This is a genomic window from Dehalococcoidales bacterium (assembly GCA_028717385.1).
Classification (GTDB): Bacteria; Chloroflexota; Dehalococcoidia; order Dehalococcoidales; family CSSed11-197; genus CSSed11-197.
Genome location: JAQUNW010000002.1, coordinates 19,363 through 35,983 on the forward strand (window position 1 = coordinate 19,363; position 16,621 = coordinate 35,983).

General features: G+C 45.6%; 16 protein-coding genes and 3 tRNA genes. 12 read left to right on the forward strand and 7 right to left on the reverse strand.

Annotated elements, in window-relative coordinates; genetic code table 11:
* The first annotated feature begins 21 nt into the window (after positions 1-21).
* Genes PHX29_00780 through PHX29_00790 form a run of 3 tightly spaced genes read left to right on the forward strand, consistent with a single transcriptional unit; the run spans position 22 to position 1,983 of the window.
* A complete protein-coding gene (locus PHX29_00780) occupies positions 22-693 on the forward strand; it encodes a queuosine precursor transporter (GenBank protein MDD5604449.1) in 672 nt (223 codons plus the stop codon).
* Entirely contained in the window at positions 693-1,466 is a 774-nt protein-coding gene (locus PHX29_00785) for an MBL fold metallo-hydrolase (protein ID MDD5604450.1), read from the forward strand. Before PHX29_00780 ends, PHX29_00785 begins: the two co-directional genes overlap by 1 nt.
* A 4-nt stretch (positions 1,467-1,470) precedes the next feature.
* Positions 1,471-1,983: a Mut7-C RNAse domain-containing protein gene (locus tag PHX29_00790; GenBank protein MDD5604451.1), complete on the forward strand. Its 513-nt coding sequence runs from the start codon at positions 1,471-1,473 to the stop codon at positions 1,981-1,983.
* On the opposite strand, the gene nadC is transcribed toward PHX29_00790, so the two are convergent.
* The 5 genes from nadC to PHX29_00815 form a co-directional block, all read right to left on the reverse strand.
* Entirely contained in the window at positions 1,958-2,818 is an 861-nt protein-coding gene (gene nadC / locus PHX29_00795) for a carboxylating nicotinate-nucleotide diphosphorylase (protein MDD5604452.1), read from the reverse strand. The genes PHX29_00790 and nadC overlap by 26 nt on opposite strands.
* Positions 2,819-2,822: 4 nt before the next feature.
* Positions 2,823-4,346, reverse strand: coding sequence for an L-aspartate oxidase (gene nadB, locus PHX29_00800; GenBank protein MDD5604453.1), 1,524 nt, complete (start codon positions 4,344-4,346; stop codon positions 2,823-2,825).
* A 36-nt stretch (positions 4,347-4,382) separates the two neighbouring features.
* Positions 4,383-4,658, reverse strand: coding sequence for a preprotein translocase subunit YajC (yajC, locus tag PHX29_00805; GenBank protein ID MDD5604454.1), 276 nt, complete (start codon positions 4,656-4,658; stop codon positions 4,383-4,385).
* A gap of 28 nt (positions 4,659-4,686) precedes the next feature.
* Positions 4,687-5,931, reverse strand: coding sequence for a tRNA (N6-isopentenyl adenosine(37)-C2)-methylthiotransferase MiaB (gene miaB, locus PHX29_00810; GenBank protein ID MDD5604455.1), 1,245 nt, complete (start codon positions 5,929-5,931; stop codon positions 4,687-4,689).
* A gap of 93 nt (positions 5,932-6,024) precedes the next feature.
* Positions 6,025-6,116 (reverse strand) — tRNA-Ser (locus PHX29_00815).
* 432 nt (positions 6,117-6,548) lie between these two features.
* Between PHX29_00815 and dnaA the strand changes: the two genes are divergently transcribed.
* From dnaA to PHX29_00860, 9 genes are all read left to right on the forward strand, one after another.
* Positions 6,549-7,874 carry a chromosomal replication initiator protein DnaA gene (dnaA, locus tag PHX29_00820; GenBank protein MDD5604456.1) on the forward strand — a complete coding sequence of 442 codons (1,326 nt, stop codon included), beginning with the start codon at positions 6,549-6,551 and terminating at the stop codon, positions 7,872-7,874.
* Positions 7,875-8,140: 266 nt separating this feature from the next.
* Positions 8,141-9,406, forward strand: coding sequence for a GTPase ObgE (gene obgE, locus PHX29_00825; GenBank protein ID MDD5604457.1), 1,266 nt, complete (start codon positions 8,141-8,143; stop codon positions 9,404-9,406).
* Positions 9,381-10,013 (forward strand): nicotinate-nucleotide adenylyltransferase, encoded by a 633-nt coding sequence (nadD, locus tag PHX29_00830; GenBank protein MDD5604458.1) that lies wholly within the window; start codon positions 9,381-9,383, stop codon positions 10,011-10,013. Before obgE ends, nadD begins: the two co-directional genes overlap by 26 nt.
* A 46-nt stretch (positions 10,014-10,059) precedes the next feature.
* Positions 10,060-10,521: a YkgJ family cysteine cluster protein gene (locus PHX29_00835; GenBank protein ID MDD5604459.1), complete on the forward strand. Its 462-nt coding sequence runs from the start codon at positions 10,060-10,062 to the stop codon at positions 10,519-10,521.
* A 132-nt stretch (positions 10,522-10,653) separates the two neighbouring features.
* Positions 10,654-10,747: transfer RNA gene (locus tag PHX29_00840), tRNA-Sec, on the forward strand.
* 39 nt (positions 10,748-10,786) lie between these two features.
* On the forward strand, positions 10,787-11,836 hold the full coding sequence (selD, locus tag PHX29_00845; GenBank protein MDD5604460.1) for a selenide, water dikinase SelD: 1,050 nt from the start codon (positions 10,787-10,789) through the stop codon (positions 11,834-11,836).
* Positions 11,833-13,236, forward strand: a complete 1,404-nt coding sequence (selA, locus tag PHX29_00850) for an L-seryl-tRNA(Sec) selenium transferase (GenBank protein MDD5604461.1) — start codon at positions 11,833-11,835, stop codon at positions 13,234-13,236. The genes selD and selA overlap by 4 nt, the downstream gene beginning before the upstream one ends.
* Positions 13,237-13,241: 5 nt before the next feature.
* Positions 13,242-15,116, forward strand: coding sequence for a selenocysteine-specific translation elongation factor (selB, locus tag PHX29_00855; protein MDD5604462.1), 1,875 nt, complete (start codon positions 13,242-13,244; stop codon positions 15,114-15,116).
* Positions 15,117-15,202: 86 nt separating this feature from the next.
* Positions 15,203-15,286 (forward strand) — tRNA-Leu (locus PHX29_00860).
* Between the two features lie 67 nt (positions 15,287-15,353).
* Here PHX29_00860 and PHX29_00865 read toward each other — a convergent pair.
* Together PHX29_00865 and PHX29_00870 are read right to left on the reverse strand one after the other, a co-directional pair.
* Complete coding sequence (locus tag PHX29_00865) at positions 15,354-15,494, reverse strand: DUF5679 domain-containing protein (protein ID MDD5604463.1); 141 nt, start codon at positions 15,492-15,494, stop codon at positions 15,354-15,356.
* Positions 15,495-15,617: 123 nt separating this feature from the next.
* On the reverse strand, positions 15,618-16,601 hold the full coding sequence (locus PHX29_00870; GenBank protein MDD5604464.1) for a hypothetical protein: 984 nt from the start codon (positions 16,599-16,601) through the stop codon (positions 15,618-15,620).
* Between the last annotated feature and the right edge of the window lie 20 nt (positions 16,602-16,621).

Sequence of the window (16,621 nt, forward strand, 5' to 3'; positions counted from 1 at the left end):
TATTATTTCCGCGAACTGAAAATGAAATTTACGCATCGTTTCCTTATCATTACTGCAGTCTTTATTACCTGCGTGATCACCGCCAACGTGATTGCGGTAAAGGTAATCTCAATAGGCCCATTGGTTCTGCCAGCAGCGATTATTATTTTCCCCTTTAGCTATATATTTGGTGATGTCATCACCGAAGTATATGGTTATCACCGAGCACGCCAGGTGATATGGCTGGCTTATGCCTGCAACCTACTCTTTGTTGCTTTCGTATGGTTTGCCCAAATAATCCCCGGTGCAGATTTCTGGGAAGGCCAGCAAGCTTACGAAACCATCCTCGGGGTTGTGCCGCGCATGCTGCTTGCCTCGTTTGCCGGCGGCATTGTGGGGGAATTCGCCAACTCCTTTGTTCTGTCACGCATGAAGGTTCTTACTAGCGGGCGCTGGCTCTGGATGCGTACTATTGCCTCTACTATCGTAGGGCAGGGGCTGGATACAGCTTTGTTCATTATCATTGCATACTACGGATCTGCCAACTTTGCGCCTATTATGATTCTCTACCACTGGCTGGCCAAGACTGCGATAGAAGCACTGGCTACGCCGCTTACCTATTTTACTGTTAGCCGCCTTAAACGGAAGGAAAAGATTGATGCTTATGATGAAGAGGTTAATTACAATCCGTTTTCTTTAACACAGGAAAAGTGATGGAAGTAAGAATACTGGGTGCCCATAACACTGAGTCTGGAACTTCGCGGTTGGCTGGTGTGCTGATTGATAGAGTTGTGGCTCTCGATGCAGGCTCGATTACCTCAAGTCTCAGCATAAATGAGCAGATCAAGCTTGAAGCGGTGCTATTGACCCATCAACACTATGACCATATTCGGGATATCCCGGGGCTCGGCATGAACCTGTATCTGAACCGGAAAACGATACCAGTTTGCGCGCTCCCCGAAACTCTTGACATGCTGTCTGCTTACGTTCTAAACGGACAAGTCTATCCACAATTTACCCATCGTCCGGCTGACAATCCAAATCTTGTATTCAAGCCGGTTCGCCCTGGTGAAGGCTTTAATATTGGTACTTACCAGATTCTGCCGGTTACGATGCCGCATTCAGTTCCTTCAGTTGGTTATTTAATAACCGGCATAGAAAAGCTCTCTATGTTTTATACCGGAGATACTGGTTGCGGATTTGCCAGTAGAATTGAATCTCTGGAGCCGGACATTTTGATAGTGGAAGTAACTGCACCAAGTCGCTTCGGTGATTCAGATTGGTCCAATAAACACCTCACACCGGCTTTTTTAGAACAAGAACTTATCCTCTTCAGGACCGCTGCCGACTATATACCGCGAATAATCTGCGTTCACATGTACGAAGCGCTTGAAGAAGAAATCAGAACTGAGTTATCTGAAGTCGCTGCAAGGCTTGAGGCGGATATTACCCCTGCTTACGAGGGCATGATTCTCACTGTACAATAGTGTGATGGCTCAAACCGAAGAACTGCGTTTTATTGTAGATGCTAACGCTGGCAAGCTTGCGGGCTGGCTTCGCATGATGGGGTACAACACCCTGTTTTTTAACTTTGGGCAAGATGGCGAGATGATAAAAATCGCCACAGAAGAAAACCGTATCATTGTCACCCGCGATACCCGCATTATGGAACGCCGAGTGGTAAAAACAGGCGCTGTAAGAGCGGTTCTGCTAACTACCGATAATCCATCAAAACAAATGAGGCAGCTTTTTGCCTCGATTGATATACAGGTAGATTTCAGACCGTTTTCGCTTTGCATCAGCTGCAACCAGCTGCTGATAAAAGTTGCCAAAGAACATGTCAGGGAAAAAGTACCTGCATATGTTTATAAAACACAGGACGTCTTTTATTGCTGCCAGAATTGCGAGCGTATTTTTTGGCGCGGAACTCATTGGCAAGCCATGAAACAACTTCTCAATGAATGGCGCGGTTTAGATGTTAGTAATCGGCAACTTCCAAACTGAAATCCATGTTTTTAGATGAATGCGTTAACGCTCCGATAGAGATAATATCTACACCGGTAGCTGCTACCTCAGCGACGTTTTCCAGTGTTATTCCGCCTGAAGCCTCCAGTTTAACTCTTCCTGAAAGAGCTTTGGCTACTTTCTTCATATCAGCCGAAGGCATATTGTCCAGCAGGATGATATCTGACCCTGAATCAGCAGCCTGCAGAGCCTCATCATAACTGGTAACCTCAACTTCTACTTTGATTTCTTCCGGGGCATTTCTCCTGGCAAGAGCTACGATTTCCCCCAGGTTTTTTCCAGATGTTCTAAGTGCGTTGAGATGATTATCCTTTATCAACACTCCATCGGCCAAGTTCATTCGATGGTTATATCCCCCACCAGCCTTGACTGCGTATTTTTCAAATATCCGGAGAGTTGGTTTTGTTTTTCGGGTATCACAAATAACAGCACTGGTGCCCTTCACCCGTTCTGCAAACCGGGCAGCCAGGGATGCGATGCCGCTCATCCAGCCCAGCACATTCAGCGCAGTTCGCTCTGCACGTAAAATCCCCTGCGCTTTACCCCTGATGCGAATTACAGCTTCTCCGGGATTAACGACATCCCCATCTTGGAAATACAGGGTGATATCAAGCGTCTTATCAACCATTTTAAATGCTTGTGAACAGATATCTAATCCGGCTAATACACCTTTCTCCTGAGCCAGAATGATAGCATCCATGTTCAACTCATCAGGTATAACCAGCAAGGTGGTGACATCATCGTTGACCCGATCTTCTTCCAATGCCCGGTGAAGAAATTGGTTTATTATTGATTCATTTAACTCAGCTTCCACCACTTTACTCCTTCTTGAAAACAATATGTCTTTGCCATTCTTCGCTCTTTTGGGGATACTCTTCAAGATAATGAGCGCCGCGGCTTTCTTTCCTGGTAAAGGCTGCTTCTACCAGCAAGCGTGCTATTAAAACCAGGTTGCTGAGCTCAAATTCCTTTTGCCCTTCCGGATTATTCATTTGTGCCTGCCAGCTTGACAAAATCTGTCTGGCTTCGGCCAGGCCTTTTTCATTTCTTAAAATACCAGCTTTATACCATAGAAGGTTTTGCAGGCATTCAAGCGTAGGTGCGTCAACACCGCCAGCCAGTTCCGAAACCGGCAACCGCAATGCTACTGTTTCTATTACAGGGGGTGTTTTATTAATTGTTTCCCTGTTCACAGTGCAATCTATTATGCGATGACTATACACCAGAACCTCCATTAAAGAATTGGAGGCCAGGCGGTTAGCGCCATGTACTCCGGTGCAAGAGGCTTCTCCGGCAACAAACAGATTCTTTATATTTGTCTCTCCGTAATAGTCAACCTGCACACCCCCGATCATATAATGGGCAGCTGGGGCTACTGGTATCGGCTCTCTGGTAATATCGAGCCCGTTTTCCAGACAAAAACGATATATCTGCGGAAAGCGTGCAGCAATCCGCCGTGGAGACATATGGCGTATATCAAGAAAAACGCTATCCGTACTGGTTTTTGTCATTTCAGCCACGATGGAGCGCGCCACCACATCTCGAGGAGCAAGCTCTGCCTCTCGTGCATATTGCGGCATAAATCTTTCTCCACTGGAGTTTAAAAGCACACCCCCCTCACCCCTGACGGCTTCAGAAATCAGAAAGGGCGAGAGGCCGGGAATACAGAGAGCTGTAGGATGAAACTGGAAAAATTCAATATCTGTTACCTGCGCTCCAGCCCTATAGGCAAGAGCTACACCGTCTCCAGTAGCTACCGCCGGGTTTGTAGTAAGACGATAAAGTTGACCTGCACCACCAGTAGCCAGGATAACAAACCGGGACCGCAGCTGTTTGAATTCCCCGGGACGGTCTCCAAATAATTTTATCCCATCAGCAATTCCATTATTAGTTATTATCTCGCAAACCAGGGAATTCTCTTCCAGATGAATACGTGAATTTAGAACCAGGCGGCTTAAAGCTTCTTCTATACGGGCTCCAGTAGCATCCCCTCCTGCATGCAGAATACGCGCCATGCTGTGCGCTGCTTCCAGCGTAAGTGCTATCTGTCCATCAACGGTATCGAAATCTACCCCCATCTGTACCAGATCGGCAATCCGGGCAGGAGCTTCCTCTGTTAATATTCTCACCGCGTTTTCATCACAAAGGCCAGCTCCTGCTTTCAGGGTATCTTTCGTATGGATTTCAGATGAATCCCCCAGGCCAATGGCAGCAGCAACACCACCCTGGGCAAGGCGTGAGTTGCAATCGCTTAGCTTACCTTTGGTAACCAGCAGGACAGTTCCATACCGCACAGCCAGAAGAGCTGAATATAGCCCGGCTATACCGCTGCCAACGATGATATAATCGTAATTCGTCTTACCCCCTCCCGATTCAAACTAGGATGTTTTTGGTTCTCCATCACGAAACGCAATACTTGCACGAGACATACGAACAGTTGCTCCGGATTCCAATTTTAATAGAACAGTTTCTTCGTTCATGCTGTCTATTACTCCATGGATGCCACCGATTGTAATTACCTTATCACCAACACTCAGGCTGGCAAGCAGCGCCTGGTGTTCCTGTTGGCGCTTGCGCTGGGGGCGGATGATAAGAAAGTAAAACATGCCGAACATAAGCACCATGAACACAACCAGTATCAAAGTCTGATCCATTTGAAACCTCCTTAAGGTTAAAGAATACTTATAAAGAACCTCTGAGAAACCAGGGGCTGGAATGTTCTATTTTAACCGGGGCAAGTTTACCCAACCAATTGTCGGAATGTTCAAAAAATACCAACTTGTCACTTTGACTGCGTCCGTACCATCTACCTTTCTTCCTTCCCTCTACCAACACCTCAACGGTCAGCCCAACCAGGTTACTGTTTACTTCCGCGGCTATCTTCCCCTGAACTTCTTCTACCAGCTGTCGGCGCTGCACCTTTTCTGCCAAGGGAACATCATCAACATACTGCCGGGAAGCAAGCGTCTGGGGTCTTGGTGAATACATTGCTGCATGCACGAAATCAAAGCGGGCTTCCTCCAGAAATTTCAATGTGTTATTAAACTGCTCAGCGCTTTCTCCGGGAAAGCCTACAATAATATCAGTGGTTATAGCAACATCGCTCACCCCTCTGCGGAGCTCGTTCAGCAGCTTGCGATAGTGTTCAAGGGTATAACCCCTTTCCATCTTCTGTAAAATATCATCGTCTCCGGACTGCACAGGCAGATTCAATTGCTTGCATACCTTTTCCAGTTTGGCCATTGCCTGAATAAGACGCATGCTCATATCTTTGGGGTGGTTGGTTAAAAAGCGGATACGCTCCAGATTTTCTATGTTATTTATTCGCTCAAGCAAGTCAGCAAGGTCGGATTTTTCTTCCAGGTCATGCCCATAGGAATCAACATTTTGGCCCAATAACACCAGCTCGCGCGCGCCTCCATCTACCAGGTATCTTGCCTCTTTTTCGATTTCGTCTATCGGGCGGCTTTTTTCCCGCCCGCGCCGATAGGGAACTATACAATAACTGCAAAAATTATTACATCCCTGGATAATAGTTATTCCGCTACTGATAGCAGCCGGCCGTGGCAGAAAATAACTGTTAACATCTATTAGATCAACAAACGTCGGCGTGGATCCCGCCATAAAGAAATAATCTACAAAAGGATACCGTCGGCGCATATCTGCCAAATCGCTGGTAACAAAACAGCCAGTCAGCGTGATTTTTTTACCCGGATGGGTGGTTTTCAGGTGCTTGAGACGCATTAGTTTATTAACCACACGGTTTTCAGCACTTTCGCGGATGACGCAGCTGTTGATAATAATCAGATCAGCATCTTGTTCATGGTCTGTGCTGTTATAACCATGGTTTTCCAGTAGGGCAGCCAGTCTTTCGGATTCAGCCCTATTCATCTGACAACCTATGGTCCAGATATAGTATGAAGGCATATAGTATTTCCAATTCGGGGACAGATTAGCAGGAAAACATCCTGCCGCCTGCTTAAAACAGTATCAACCGGGGAACGGTTTAAGCGAAAACACTGGCGGAGGGAGAGGGATTCGAACCCTCGACACCGGTTTCCCGATGTAAGCGCTTAGCAGGCGCCCGCACTAGACCTCTATGCGATCCCTCCCCGCCAAGGGCCGTTTGGCCCAGTTACCGGTTTAATATATCACATTCAGTATAAAACCTTAAAGTCTAACCCTTCTTCTGTGCCTAAAAATTTATACATAGTGTTTAAATGTGGTTTTGTGTTACCTTTTATACAAGTATGGATTATTGGTAAACATAAAGAAAGTTTATTTTTCCCCCATTTTTTTCCCAGATACAGATGTGCCATTAAGCGCAAATTCGGGCGTTTAAGGGAGCTTTTCTGAGATTTTGGCGAGGGGTGCGTTTGCTCAATCCGCCACAAAAGCCTTGCCCTCGATATCGGGGTATTGTTAACATTACCCCCGGTTTTATAATATCTTTCTTTATAAATACCCTGGATTATTCATATCAGTCTGTATTTCCCGATCGTACGGGTGAGAATCACTTATTTAAAAGGAGTTCTGGTTTAATAATGCCTTTAGCACCACAAATATGGCAGGCGGCTCTCGGAGAATTAGAGCTTCAAATGACCCGCCCTAATTTTAATACCTGGCTTAAAGGCACTACCGGGCTTAGTTTTAATGATGGTGTTTTTACAATTGGCGTCCCCAGTTCTTTTGTTGCTGAATACCTCGAAACAAGCCAATATTCACTTATAGAACGCACTATAATGCGACTCGCCTCCCGTAATGTTAAAATTTGCTTTCAAGTCACCGGTCCCGGTGCAGATAAAAACGGGCTCAACAACGACAGAAAAACCCCTGATACCACCGTCCACCATCGTTTTAATCCTAGATACACATTCGAAAGCTTTGTTACCGGCAATGGCAATCAACTGGCTCACGCGGCGGCAGTAAGCACCGCAAAAGGACCTGGGCAACTCTATAATCCCCTGTTTTTATACGGAGGTGTGGGACTCGGTAAAACCCACCTTCTTCATGCTATCGGTCACGTTGCAACAAAAAATAACTTGCAGGCGCTTTACGTCAGCGGCGAGCAGTTCACTAACGACTTTGTCGGCTCTATTCGCTCAGGGAACGGAGAAGAATTCCGCAACCGTTATCGTAGTGTAGATATCCTCCTGGTAGACGATATCCAATTTATCAGTGGTAAAAACCAAACAGAAGAGTGTTTTTTCCATACCTTCAACGAATTGCATAACGGCTCTCGCCAGATAGTTCTTTCAAGTGATCGAACTCCAAAAGAAATGCCTTTGATTGAAGATCGCCTTCGTTCCAGATTTGAATGGGGGTTAACCGTTGATATACAACCACCAGAATTTGAAACTCGAATGGCAATACTTAAAGCTAAAGTAGAGCGTGATGGTATCAAGGTTATGCCCGAAGTACTTGAGTTTATTGCCAAAGAAATTAATACAAACGTACGCGAATTGGAAGGTTCACTTAACCGCATTACTGCTTATTCCAGGCTTCTCCAAGCAGAAATTACTCCCGAGCTTGCACGTAGAGCTATCACTGATATCGGTTCAGGTTCTAAAAACGGTCATTCACCGGATGCTATCATCCGTGAAGTTGCGGCCTCTTTTTCACTAGAACCTGATGATCTAACTGGTCCGCGTAGAGATAAAACCACCGCACTTGCCCGCCAATTGGCTATGTACTTATTGAAAAGTTATCATAACTACCCGCTTGTGCAGATTGGAGAGCTGTTGGGAGGGCGCAACGCCTCTACAGTTAGCCATGCGTGCGATAAGATATCACGAGATATCAATAACAACCCTCCTCTTAAACGACAAGTTGAAACCATTCGTAACAAGTTTTCTTCTTCATTAAGCTAAATCCTCCATTATCAGCCTTTTAATACATTTCGTATAACTGTACCCGCTTATTTCATGATACCCTTGGAAAATTCAATGTTATTTTGATAACTCTAGTTAAAATTTTCGATAACTCCAATTGGTTTTCGATAAGTCGAATTATTACTACGTTTAAATTATCGTCATTTTAAAATTCTACCAGCTACAAAATAATATGCTATTATTACTAAGGCTAAAAAACATATAAGTCTTCCAAGAATGCATGTATTGATTGGAATAATAATAGCGTGTTCGATAGAGCGAAAATAATAATAAAATCTGGAAAAGGTGGAGCTGGCCTGGCAAGTTTCCGCCATGAGAAATTTGTTCCCTTTGGCGGTCCTGATGGGGGTGATGGGGGTGATGGAGGTGATATTATCCTGTTAGTTGATCGAAATGAGGATACCCTTAAAAAATATTATTTTAAAAAAGAATATAGTGCCGAGAATGGGATGCCTGGTCAGCACCGTAAAAAAACAGGCAAATCAGGAAAGAAGCTGATTTTAAAAATCCCACCTGGGACAATAATAACCGATATTACTGATCCAGAAAATCCGCATATTATAGCTGATATGGATACCGAGGGGGATGTTTTAGTTGCCGCTAAAGGGGGGAAAGGCGGCATTGGCAATGTGCACTTTACTTCTTCTACTAACCAGGCACCAAAGTTGGCGTCGGTTGGAGAAGGATCAGAAGAAAAAGTTTTACAACTGGAGTTAAAACTAATAGCGGATGTGGGTATAATTGGGCTTCCCAACGCCGGGAAATCTTCCTTGCTTGCTGTAAGTTCAGGCGCCAAGCCCAGGATAGCCAGCTATCCGTTTACTACACTTGAACCTGAACTCGGTACGGTAGTTTATGCAAAATCCTCGTTTGTGATGGCAGATATTCCGGGATTGATCGAAGGGGCAGCAGACGGTAAGGGTTTAGGGCATGAATTTCTTCGCCATATTATTCGTACTAAATTGTTAATCCATCTGATAGACGGAAGCTCTCTAGAGCCAATTAATGATTTTAAAATAGTTAACCGGGAACTCAATCGATATGATCCTAATCTTTTACACAAACAGCAAATCGTTGTAGTTAATAAGATAGACAAACCAGAAACCCAGTCCAGAATAGGGGAGATAATAAGGGAATTTGCATCCGAAGGAATTAATCCGTTGTTTATTTCTGCTCTTGCTGGAGAAGGCGTAGAAGGGCTCATTGATAAAGTGGATAGACAACTTACCAAAATTGCGGCAATCCAACCGGTAGAAATCGGCGAGCAAGGGAAAATCTTCAGGCCAAAACCATTAAAACAAGGCCCTTTGATTAAACGTGAGGATGATAGCCTGGTAGTGGTTGATCCTGACCTTGAGCGTTTAGTAGCTGGTAGTGATATTGGTGATACTGAAGTGCGCAGACAATTATGGCGAATGATAGAGAAAAGAGTAGGAGTTAAAAATATAGAAAAAGCCGGCGTTAAACCCGGTGATGTGATTCGTGTTGGAGACTTTGAATGGCGGTGGTAATAATCCGGTGAAACTTGGGATACTTGGAGGGACGTTCGATCCACCCCATAATGGGCATCTGCAGATTGGACGTGAAGCATTACGGGCTCTGGGGCTTGATCGTGTTGTTTTTATGGTTGCCGGGTCTCCTCAATTAAAGCGTAACCCTGTCATTACTCCGGCCGAGCAGAGACTGGCAATGACAGAACTTGCTGTAAATGAAGAAAAATACTTTGAAGTTTCCCCCCTTGAAGTGCGCAGAAAAGGAGCTACATATACAGCTCAAACACTGGCGGAGATAGATCAACTTGGGGGCGGAAAGGATAAGCTGTTTTTTATAATCGGGATGGATAATCTCTCCAATTTGAGATCTTGGTATAAACCCGAAGAAATCATTAGAAAGAGTACTCTTGTAGTAGTTCCCCGTCCGGATTCAGCTGAAGTCGATATCGCACAGCTGGAGAAGGATATCCCAGGAATTACTCGACGATTAAAAATATTGGAAGGCCCGTTGATAAATATCAGCGCCTCGGATATCCGCAGGAAAGCCAGCAAGGGTGAAGATATTACCTGCCTGGTGCCGCATAAAGTGGCAGAGTACATAAAACAAAATCAACTCTATGTTTAACATCCAGTCAAGCCACTGATAAGTCTATATTTAAGAGGCAGCAAAGATGGAATTGGAATCAGATTTAGGTAATGAATCCTCAAATTTTTCGTGTTTTTTATGTGGTGAATGTTGCAGCCGATATCAGGTTAGGGTGAGTTTGTCTGAAGCCAGGTGCATCAGCGAGAAGTTGGGGATAGAATGTGAAGATTTCCTTGAGCGTTATACTGACTCAAGGTGGCCAGGTGAAAAAAGCTTCCTTTTAATTCATCGAAATGGAGCCTGCGTGTTTCTTAAGCGGGTTGTTGGTGAGCACATCGCGATGTGCTCGATCCATAGTTTTAAACCGGATTCGTGTATACAATGGACGGCTGGACCATATCGGAAGGAATGCCGGTATGGTCTTGAGCGCTGTTGGAACCTGAGTATTGGGGAAAATGGGCAACTTATCGGCAGCCAGAATAATATCGACCGGTTTGAAAGCTTTGTTTCATCACTTGATTCGGAAATGCCTGAACCTCAGGAATAATAATATCGGCCAGCGGTTGTTATTCAGGCGATAAGATTTCTCGTATATAAACAGGCGCTTTACTGATATTCCAAAATTATAAAGAGCCTGATGGGACTTAAAACCTTTAATTCAGTATGATATAATGGCCTTGGAGGCGGATAGGCCCTGGTGGGTCTCGCGGACTTCAAATCCGTTGGCGGGGACCTGGTCGCCGCGGGGGGTTCGATTCCCTCCCCCTCCGCCATCATTTGATTAGTAATCTGTTCGGAAAGGAGGCGCTCAAATGCCTGATAAACCAGTAAATCTTATGAGCTTGTCGGAATACTCCGGCTGAGCAGCCAAAATAAGTCCGGGAGACTTAGAAAAAGCACTTAGCGGCCTGGAGTTTAAGTACAACCCCAACGTACTTGTAGGGATTGAAACTAACGACGATGCCGGCGTTTACCGCATTTCAGACGATACAGCATTGGTTCAAACGCTTGATTTTATTACCGCCATAGGAGACGGTGAAGGTTACACCTTTGGCCAAATAGCGGCGGCGAATTCCCTTTCGGACGTTTGGGCAATGGGAGGCAAGCCTATTACCGCTATGAGTATTGTTTGTTTTCCCTCAGATAAACTCGAGACATCAGTACTGCGTTCAATAATTTTGGGCGCATTGGATAAAGTTAATGAGGCCGGAGTGGCTCTGGTTGGTGGCCACAGTGTAAGGGATAATGAGCTTAAATTTGGCCTCTCGGTTACCGGTATTGTTCATCCGGACCGGATTATTACTAATAAAGGGGCTAGGCAGGGCGATAAACTGATATTAACAAAACCGCTCGGTACCGGAATATTAAACACAGCCATGAAAGCCGGCATGCTGGAAGAAAGCCTTAAAAAGAAGACAGTAGGTTATATGACTCGCTTGAACAAAGCCGCAGGAGAAGTTATGGCCGAGATGGGAGCCAGCGCTGCTACTGATATTACCGGTTTTGGCTTGATCGGGCATACCTGGGAAATGGCCAGCGGGAGCAATGTTGCAGTTCAGTTGGAGGTAACAAAGGTACCTGTATTGGAGAAGGTAATTGAATTCTCCCGTATGGGTATTGTGCCGGGTAAACTACACGATAATATTAATTATTATGCATGCCGAGTTGAGGGCGATCTGAAAAACGATGAGGACTGGATGAGTATCCTCAACGATCCTCAAACATCTGGTGGATTGCTTATTTCTGTTTCTGAAGATAAAGCCGGGGATATGCTCCGTTTCATACACGATTCCGGAAGTCCTGAGGCGGCCATTATTGGCCAGGTAACCGAAGGGCACAAAGGGCATATATATCTAAAATGAGCAAGGCTGAATTAAACCCGGATAAAGACAAGCTTAATCAGGAAATGCGCAAGCTGCCCCAGGTAGAGGTGCTTCTTTCCAGCCATGAACTGGAAACTCCTGTAAAACGTTACAGCCGGCCGTTGGTTATGCAGGCGATATCCAGGGTACTCTCTTTTGCCCGTGCTGGTATTGCCAACGGTAAGCCTTCTCCTTCCCAAGAAGAATTGGTTAAGCTTATAATTGCCGATCTTGATGAAAACTGGCCAGGCTTCGGCAGCCCGGTAATTAATGCCACCGGAGTTGTTTTGCACACCAATTTGGGAAGAGCCCCACTACCGAAGGCGGCTTTGAAAGCTGTCAACCATCTCTGCGGGGATTTTTCTGTATTGGAATATGATTTGAAAACTGGCAAGCGCGGGCGGCGCGCCCAGGACCTTGAAAAATTGCTTGCGATTCTTACCGGCACCGAAACTGCCATGGTGGTTAATAATAATGCGGCTGCGGTGCTGCTCATTCTAGTTGCCTTGGCCAACGGTCGTGAGGCCATAGTATCTCGAGGTGAATTGGTACAAATTGGCGGTGGTTTTCGGGTACCCGAGATTATGGAGCAGAGTGGGGTTAAGCTGACAGAAGTAGGTACAACAAACCAGACCTATTTGATCGACTACGAAAAGGCGATCAACGAAAACACCGGCTTGCTGCTGAAGGTTCATCGTTCCAACTTTGCTTTGCGTGGTTTCATCAACGAAGTGAGCGTTGCCGAACTCATGAAACTGGGCAAGAGGCACCACCTGCCAGTAGTGTATGACGTTGGGAGCGGATCATTTTTTGATACACAGGAATATGGAATGGAATATGAACCTACCGTTCCCGATGCGGTTAAAGAGGGAGCGGATATAATCTGCTTTTCCGGCGATAAGCTCTTTGGGGCATCACAAGCTGGGATTATCGTAGGAAAAAAAGAATACATAGATAAAATGCGTTCTCATCAGCTGCTGCGGGCAATACGGATAGATAAAATGGCAACTGCTGTACTTGAAGCCGTTACCCTGCTTTACCTTAATAAGGAAGCAAAACAGGCGGTTCCGGTATGGCACATGATGGGAATCACCGCAGAAGAAATCAGCGAGCGGGCAAAGGCGCTTGCTGCCAAAATAAACTTGTCAGGAATTACGGCAGAAGTAAAACCTGGTTTGAGCATGGTTGGGGGCGGTTCTCTTCCTGACCAGACACTGAGCACCTTTGTGGTGACTATCAAGCCTGAAATCTCATTAGAGGCCTTCTCATCACGCTTGCGGGTGAGTACGCCACCTGTTATTGGGCGTATAGAAGATGAGCGCTTTGTTCTTGACCTGCGCACCGTTTTTCCCGAGCAAGAAGAAGTTCTTCTGCAACAGATAACGGAAAATGCCAGATAGCTTTCATGTTGACTATTGGTACAGCCGGCCATATAGACCACGGTAAATCCAGCCTTGTAAAAGCCCTTACTGAGATTGACCCAGACCGCTTGCCGGAGGAAAAAATCCGTGGTATGACACTGGATCTGGGGTTCGCCTGGCTCAGTCTTCCATCAGGGGAAAAAGTCGGTATAGTCGATGTTCCTGGCCATGAACATTTTGTTCGTAATGTTATACCCGGTATAAGCGGGATTGACGGTGTTATTCTACTTGTGGCTGCCGATGATGGCTGGATGCCCCAGACCGAAGAACACATGCGAATTATTAATTTGCTGGGTATACAAAACTGCATCATCGCACTAAATAAAATAGACATTGTAACAGATGAAGAGTGGCTTGAATTGGTTGAGGCGGACATCACCGAAAGACTGAAAGGCACCTCATTGGAAGGATCCCCGATTATTCGGATTAGTGCACGTGAAGGCACCGGAATAAATGAGCTGAAGGATGCCATTTCCAGTTTGGTTCAGCGGGTAAAAACTGGTCGCGATATCGGAAAGCCCCGCCTTCCGGTTGATCGTGTTTTCATTATTAAGGGGAGTGGGGTGGTTGTCACCGGCACCCTCCATTTTGGAGCTCTTTCAGCAGGGGACGACATAGTAGTTCTTCCTGCAAATACCCCTGCTCATATCAGAAGCATAGAATGCTATAAGGAGACCTCAAAGAAAGTCGAACCAGGGTGCAGAGTGGCTTTAAACCTGAGTGGAGTTAAAAAAGATGACCTGGGCCGTGGAGATGTCATAGTCCCTGCATGGGGAGATAAAAGTACTAGTAAAATCGTAAATACACGAATAAGTCTTTTGCTTAACCCCGAGTTTAGCCTGAAAAATGGGGAAGAGGTGCTTATATACATTGAAACCGGAGAGTACATAAGCCGGGTTGCCCTGATGGGTACCAGGGAACTTATTGGGGGAGACACAGGCTTTGTACAGCTAAAGCTTGACCGGGAAGCACCAGTATACATTGGCCAGCGATTAATCGTCCGCAGACAATCTCCCGCTGATACAATCGGGGGAGGCGTCGTGCTAGATCCGTTTGCCAGCCCGTTTAAAGCGCGGTATACAGACACAACAATATCCTGGCTGCACCGGCGTGAGGACTTGCAGGTCGAAAACCTAATTTTGACTGAACTGGAAAAAAAACACTTCGTTGAACGTAATGGTGTTCTTTCGTACTCCTTTTATTCGCAGGATGATATCAATGCCGTGGTGGATGAACTTGTTAAACAAAAGACCGTTGGAATCAAAGCCGGCTATCTGTTCCAATTGGAAGACTGGCAGGAGAAGAAGAATGAGACGCGGAGAATTATTGATCTTGAGCACCAGAAAAATCCTCTTAAGCGCGGAATAACCGGAACCGCTTTGCAGGTTAAGATTGGCTTACCCCGGGAAATACTCACAACCATGGTTGAAGAGATGCTTACTGATGGTATTATTTACCGTGACGGGGAGTGGCTTGCGATATCAGGATACAAACCTGGATTGTCATCACAACAGCAAGCAGCTGAAGGGCAGATAATGTCCCTTTTTAAAGCGGCTCCTTTTGCACCCCCGACCCTCAAGGAGTTACTCAGGCAGTTTCCAGGCAATGAAGATGTTATATATTTCCTGATGGATAAAGGGGAGTTAGTGCAATTTGCCGACGGAATATTGCTTGAAAAAATTACCTACAATAAAATCAAGAGCGAGGTGACCGCTTTTCTCAAGGCTAATGGGCAACTAGCAATACAAGATATGAACAAGTTGTTTGGCCTTACCAGGAAGTACACGATCCCTGTTCTTGGACAGCTTGATAAGGAAAAGGTAACCAAGAGAGAGGGAGACGTCAGGGTTCTTGGCTGACCTGCAAAAAGGGTTTTTCTTTACAAGTAGAACGAGCTCTCATATAATTTAGAGCAGCCCAGGCTCCATGGGACACTTTTTAACACGCCGGGGTGGCGGAATCGGCAGACGCAGCGGACTTAAAATCCGCCGGAATAAAATCCGTGTGGGTTCGACCCCCACCCCCGGCACGCCAAATGTAAAAAAGAAACTGCTCGTCGAGCAGTTTCTTTTTTAATTTATGAACCAGAATCAGCTTTAGCTTTTGCCAATTTTGAACATTTTGGTGCCGCAATCGGGACAAACGCCTTGAGTAGCCGGCCGTCCATTCTTCATGGTGATGGCGGTAGCTCCCTTCATCTCCTTTTTAGCACGACACTTCATACAATAAGCCTGCATCCGGGTTAACCTCCTTCTTGTTTAGCTTTGAGAGCAAGAATAAACTATTGCATGCCTGTGTGTCAAGAGTGATTTGGTAAATTGGGACACGAAGAGAGTTAATAGTAACTAAAGTACCAGATCCTAAGGTCTGAATACTGGAGCCATTGGCAGCAGTAGAGTACATCCGGGTTCCCGATTTATATAACTGCGAGTATAATTCGAAGGGAATGAATAGACTACTTGCGCTTTAGGATGCTCAAGGCAAAACAGGAATACCCCAACAGTCTGTGATTTAGTTCCAAATGGCCCGATTACCATATTGTAGCCCTCTTTAACTTCCAGAAATATGGTTTCAAGCGCATTTCTGGCTGCATATGGATCGTCGGGTGGGGCGGTTCGCACTTCCACCGAAGGAAGAGACAGGAGCCGGGCATTATTACGTTTAGCGTAATCGAGATACTCTTCCTTGCCATCTCGTGGAGGATTGGTGATTATTCCAATCACCTTTGCCGGATTGAAATGCTTCCAGACGCTTAGTGCCCTTTCTGGTTCGAATCCTAAAAACATTATGAGGAGTGTCTCTTTATCCATCGACATATTACCAAAAAAGTTGGGCACTGTGGTGATTTGTTCCACTCCTCGGGTAAGGCGGGTTGGCGCGTATGTTTGCGTAGTATGTAGTAGACGAGGAATTCCCATATTTTGATCGGCAACCAAAAAATGTAATAATTCCAGCAAGTAAATCTTGGTAAAACTGGAAATATCGATGGTTATGCAGGGTTCATCCGGATCCTTTGGCTTGCAACGGCTCCAAACACTCCTGAGCTGGTTGATTGCTTCGGTTGGTGCATCCCGCTGGCAGCGAACAACGAAAACGCCTTCGCTGGTTCGCTTCCCCAATTCTGCCTGTAGTTTGAATAGGTTGGTTTCGACGTGTTGTTTGTAAAAAGGATCTTCTACAACAAAAATAACACTAAAACGGGTACGAAACCCCATTCCCATTTTAGAAACAGACTGGATACAGCGGTCTTCAAATCCAGCGCAGCAGATAAATAAATCATCTGGGCCGTACTCGTTGATCCGGTTAAGTTGCTCAATTTCTATTGGCTGGTCGTGTATCTTCATCTTCCTTGTATGAAAACCGG

Bases quoted from the DNA above. Each gene is read 5' to 3' on its own strand.
- yajC (MDD5604454.1), bottom strand. From the start codon at position 4,658: ATGGATCAGACTTTGATACTGGTTGTGTTCATGGTGCTTATGTTCGGC.
- PHX29_00780 (MDD5604449.1), top strand. From the start codon at position 22: ATGAAATTTACGCATCGTTTCCTTATCATTACTGCAGTCTTTATTACC.
- PHX29_00785 (MDD5604450.1), top strand. From the start codon at position 693: ATGGAAGTAAGAATACTGGGTGCCCATAACACTGAGTCTGGAACTTCG.
- PHX29_00835 (MDD5604459.1), top strand. From the start codon at position 10,060: ATGGAATTGGAATCAGATTTAGGTAATGAATCCTCAAATTTTTCGTGT.
- miaB (MDD5604455.1), bottom strand. From the start codon at position 5,931: ATGCCTTCATACTATATCTGGACCATAGGTTGTCAGATGAATAGGGCT.
- PHX29_00870 (MDD5604464.1), bottom strand. From the start codon at position 16,601: ATGAAGATACACGACCAGCCAATAGAAATTGAGCAACTTAACCGGATC.
- selB (MDD5604462.1), top strand. From the start codon at position 13,242: ATGTTGACTATTGGTACAGCCGGCCATATAGACCACGGTAAATCCAGC.
- selA (MDD5604461.1), top strand. From the start codon at position 11,833: ATGAGCAAGGCTGAATTAAACCCGGATAAAGACAAGCTTAATCAGGAA.
- PHX29_00790 (MDD5604451.1), top strand. From the start codon at position 1,471: ATGGCTCAAACCGAAGAACTGCGTTTTATTGTAGATGCTAACGCTGGC.
- dnaA (MDD5604456.1), top strand. From the start codon at position 6,549: ATGCCTTTAGCACCACAAATATGGCAGGCGGCTCTCGGAGAATTAGAG.
- PHX29_00865 (MDD5604463.1), bottom strand. From the start codon at position 15,494: ATGCAGGCTTATTGTATGAAGTGTCGTGCTAAAAAGGAGATGAAGGGA.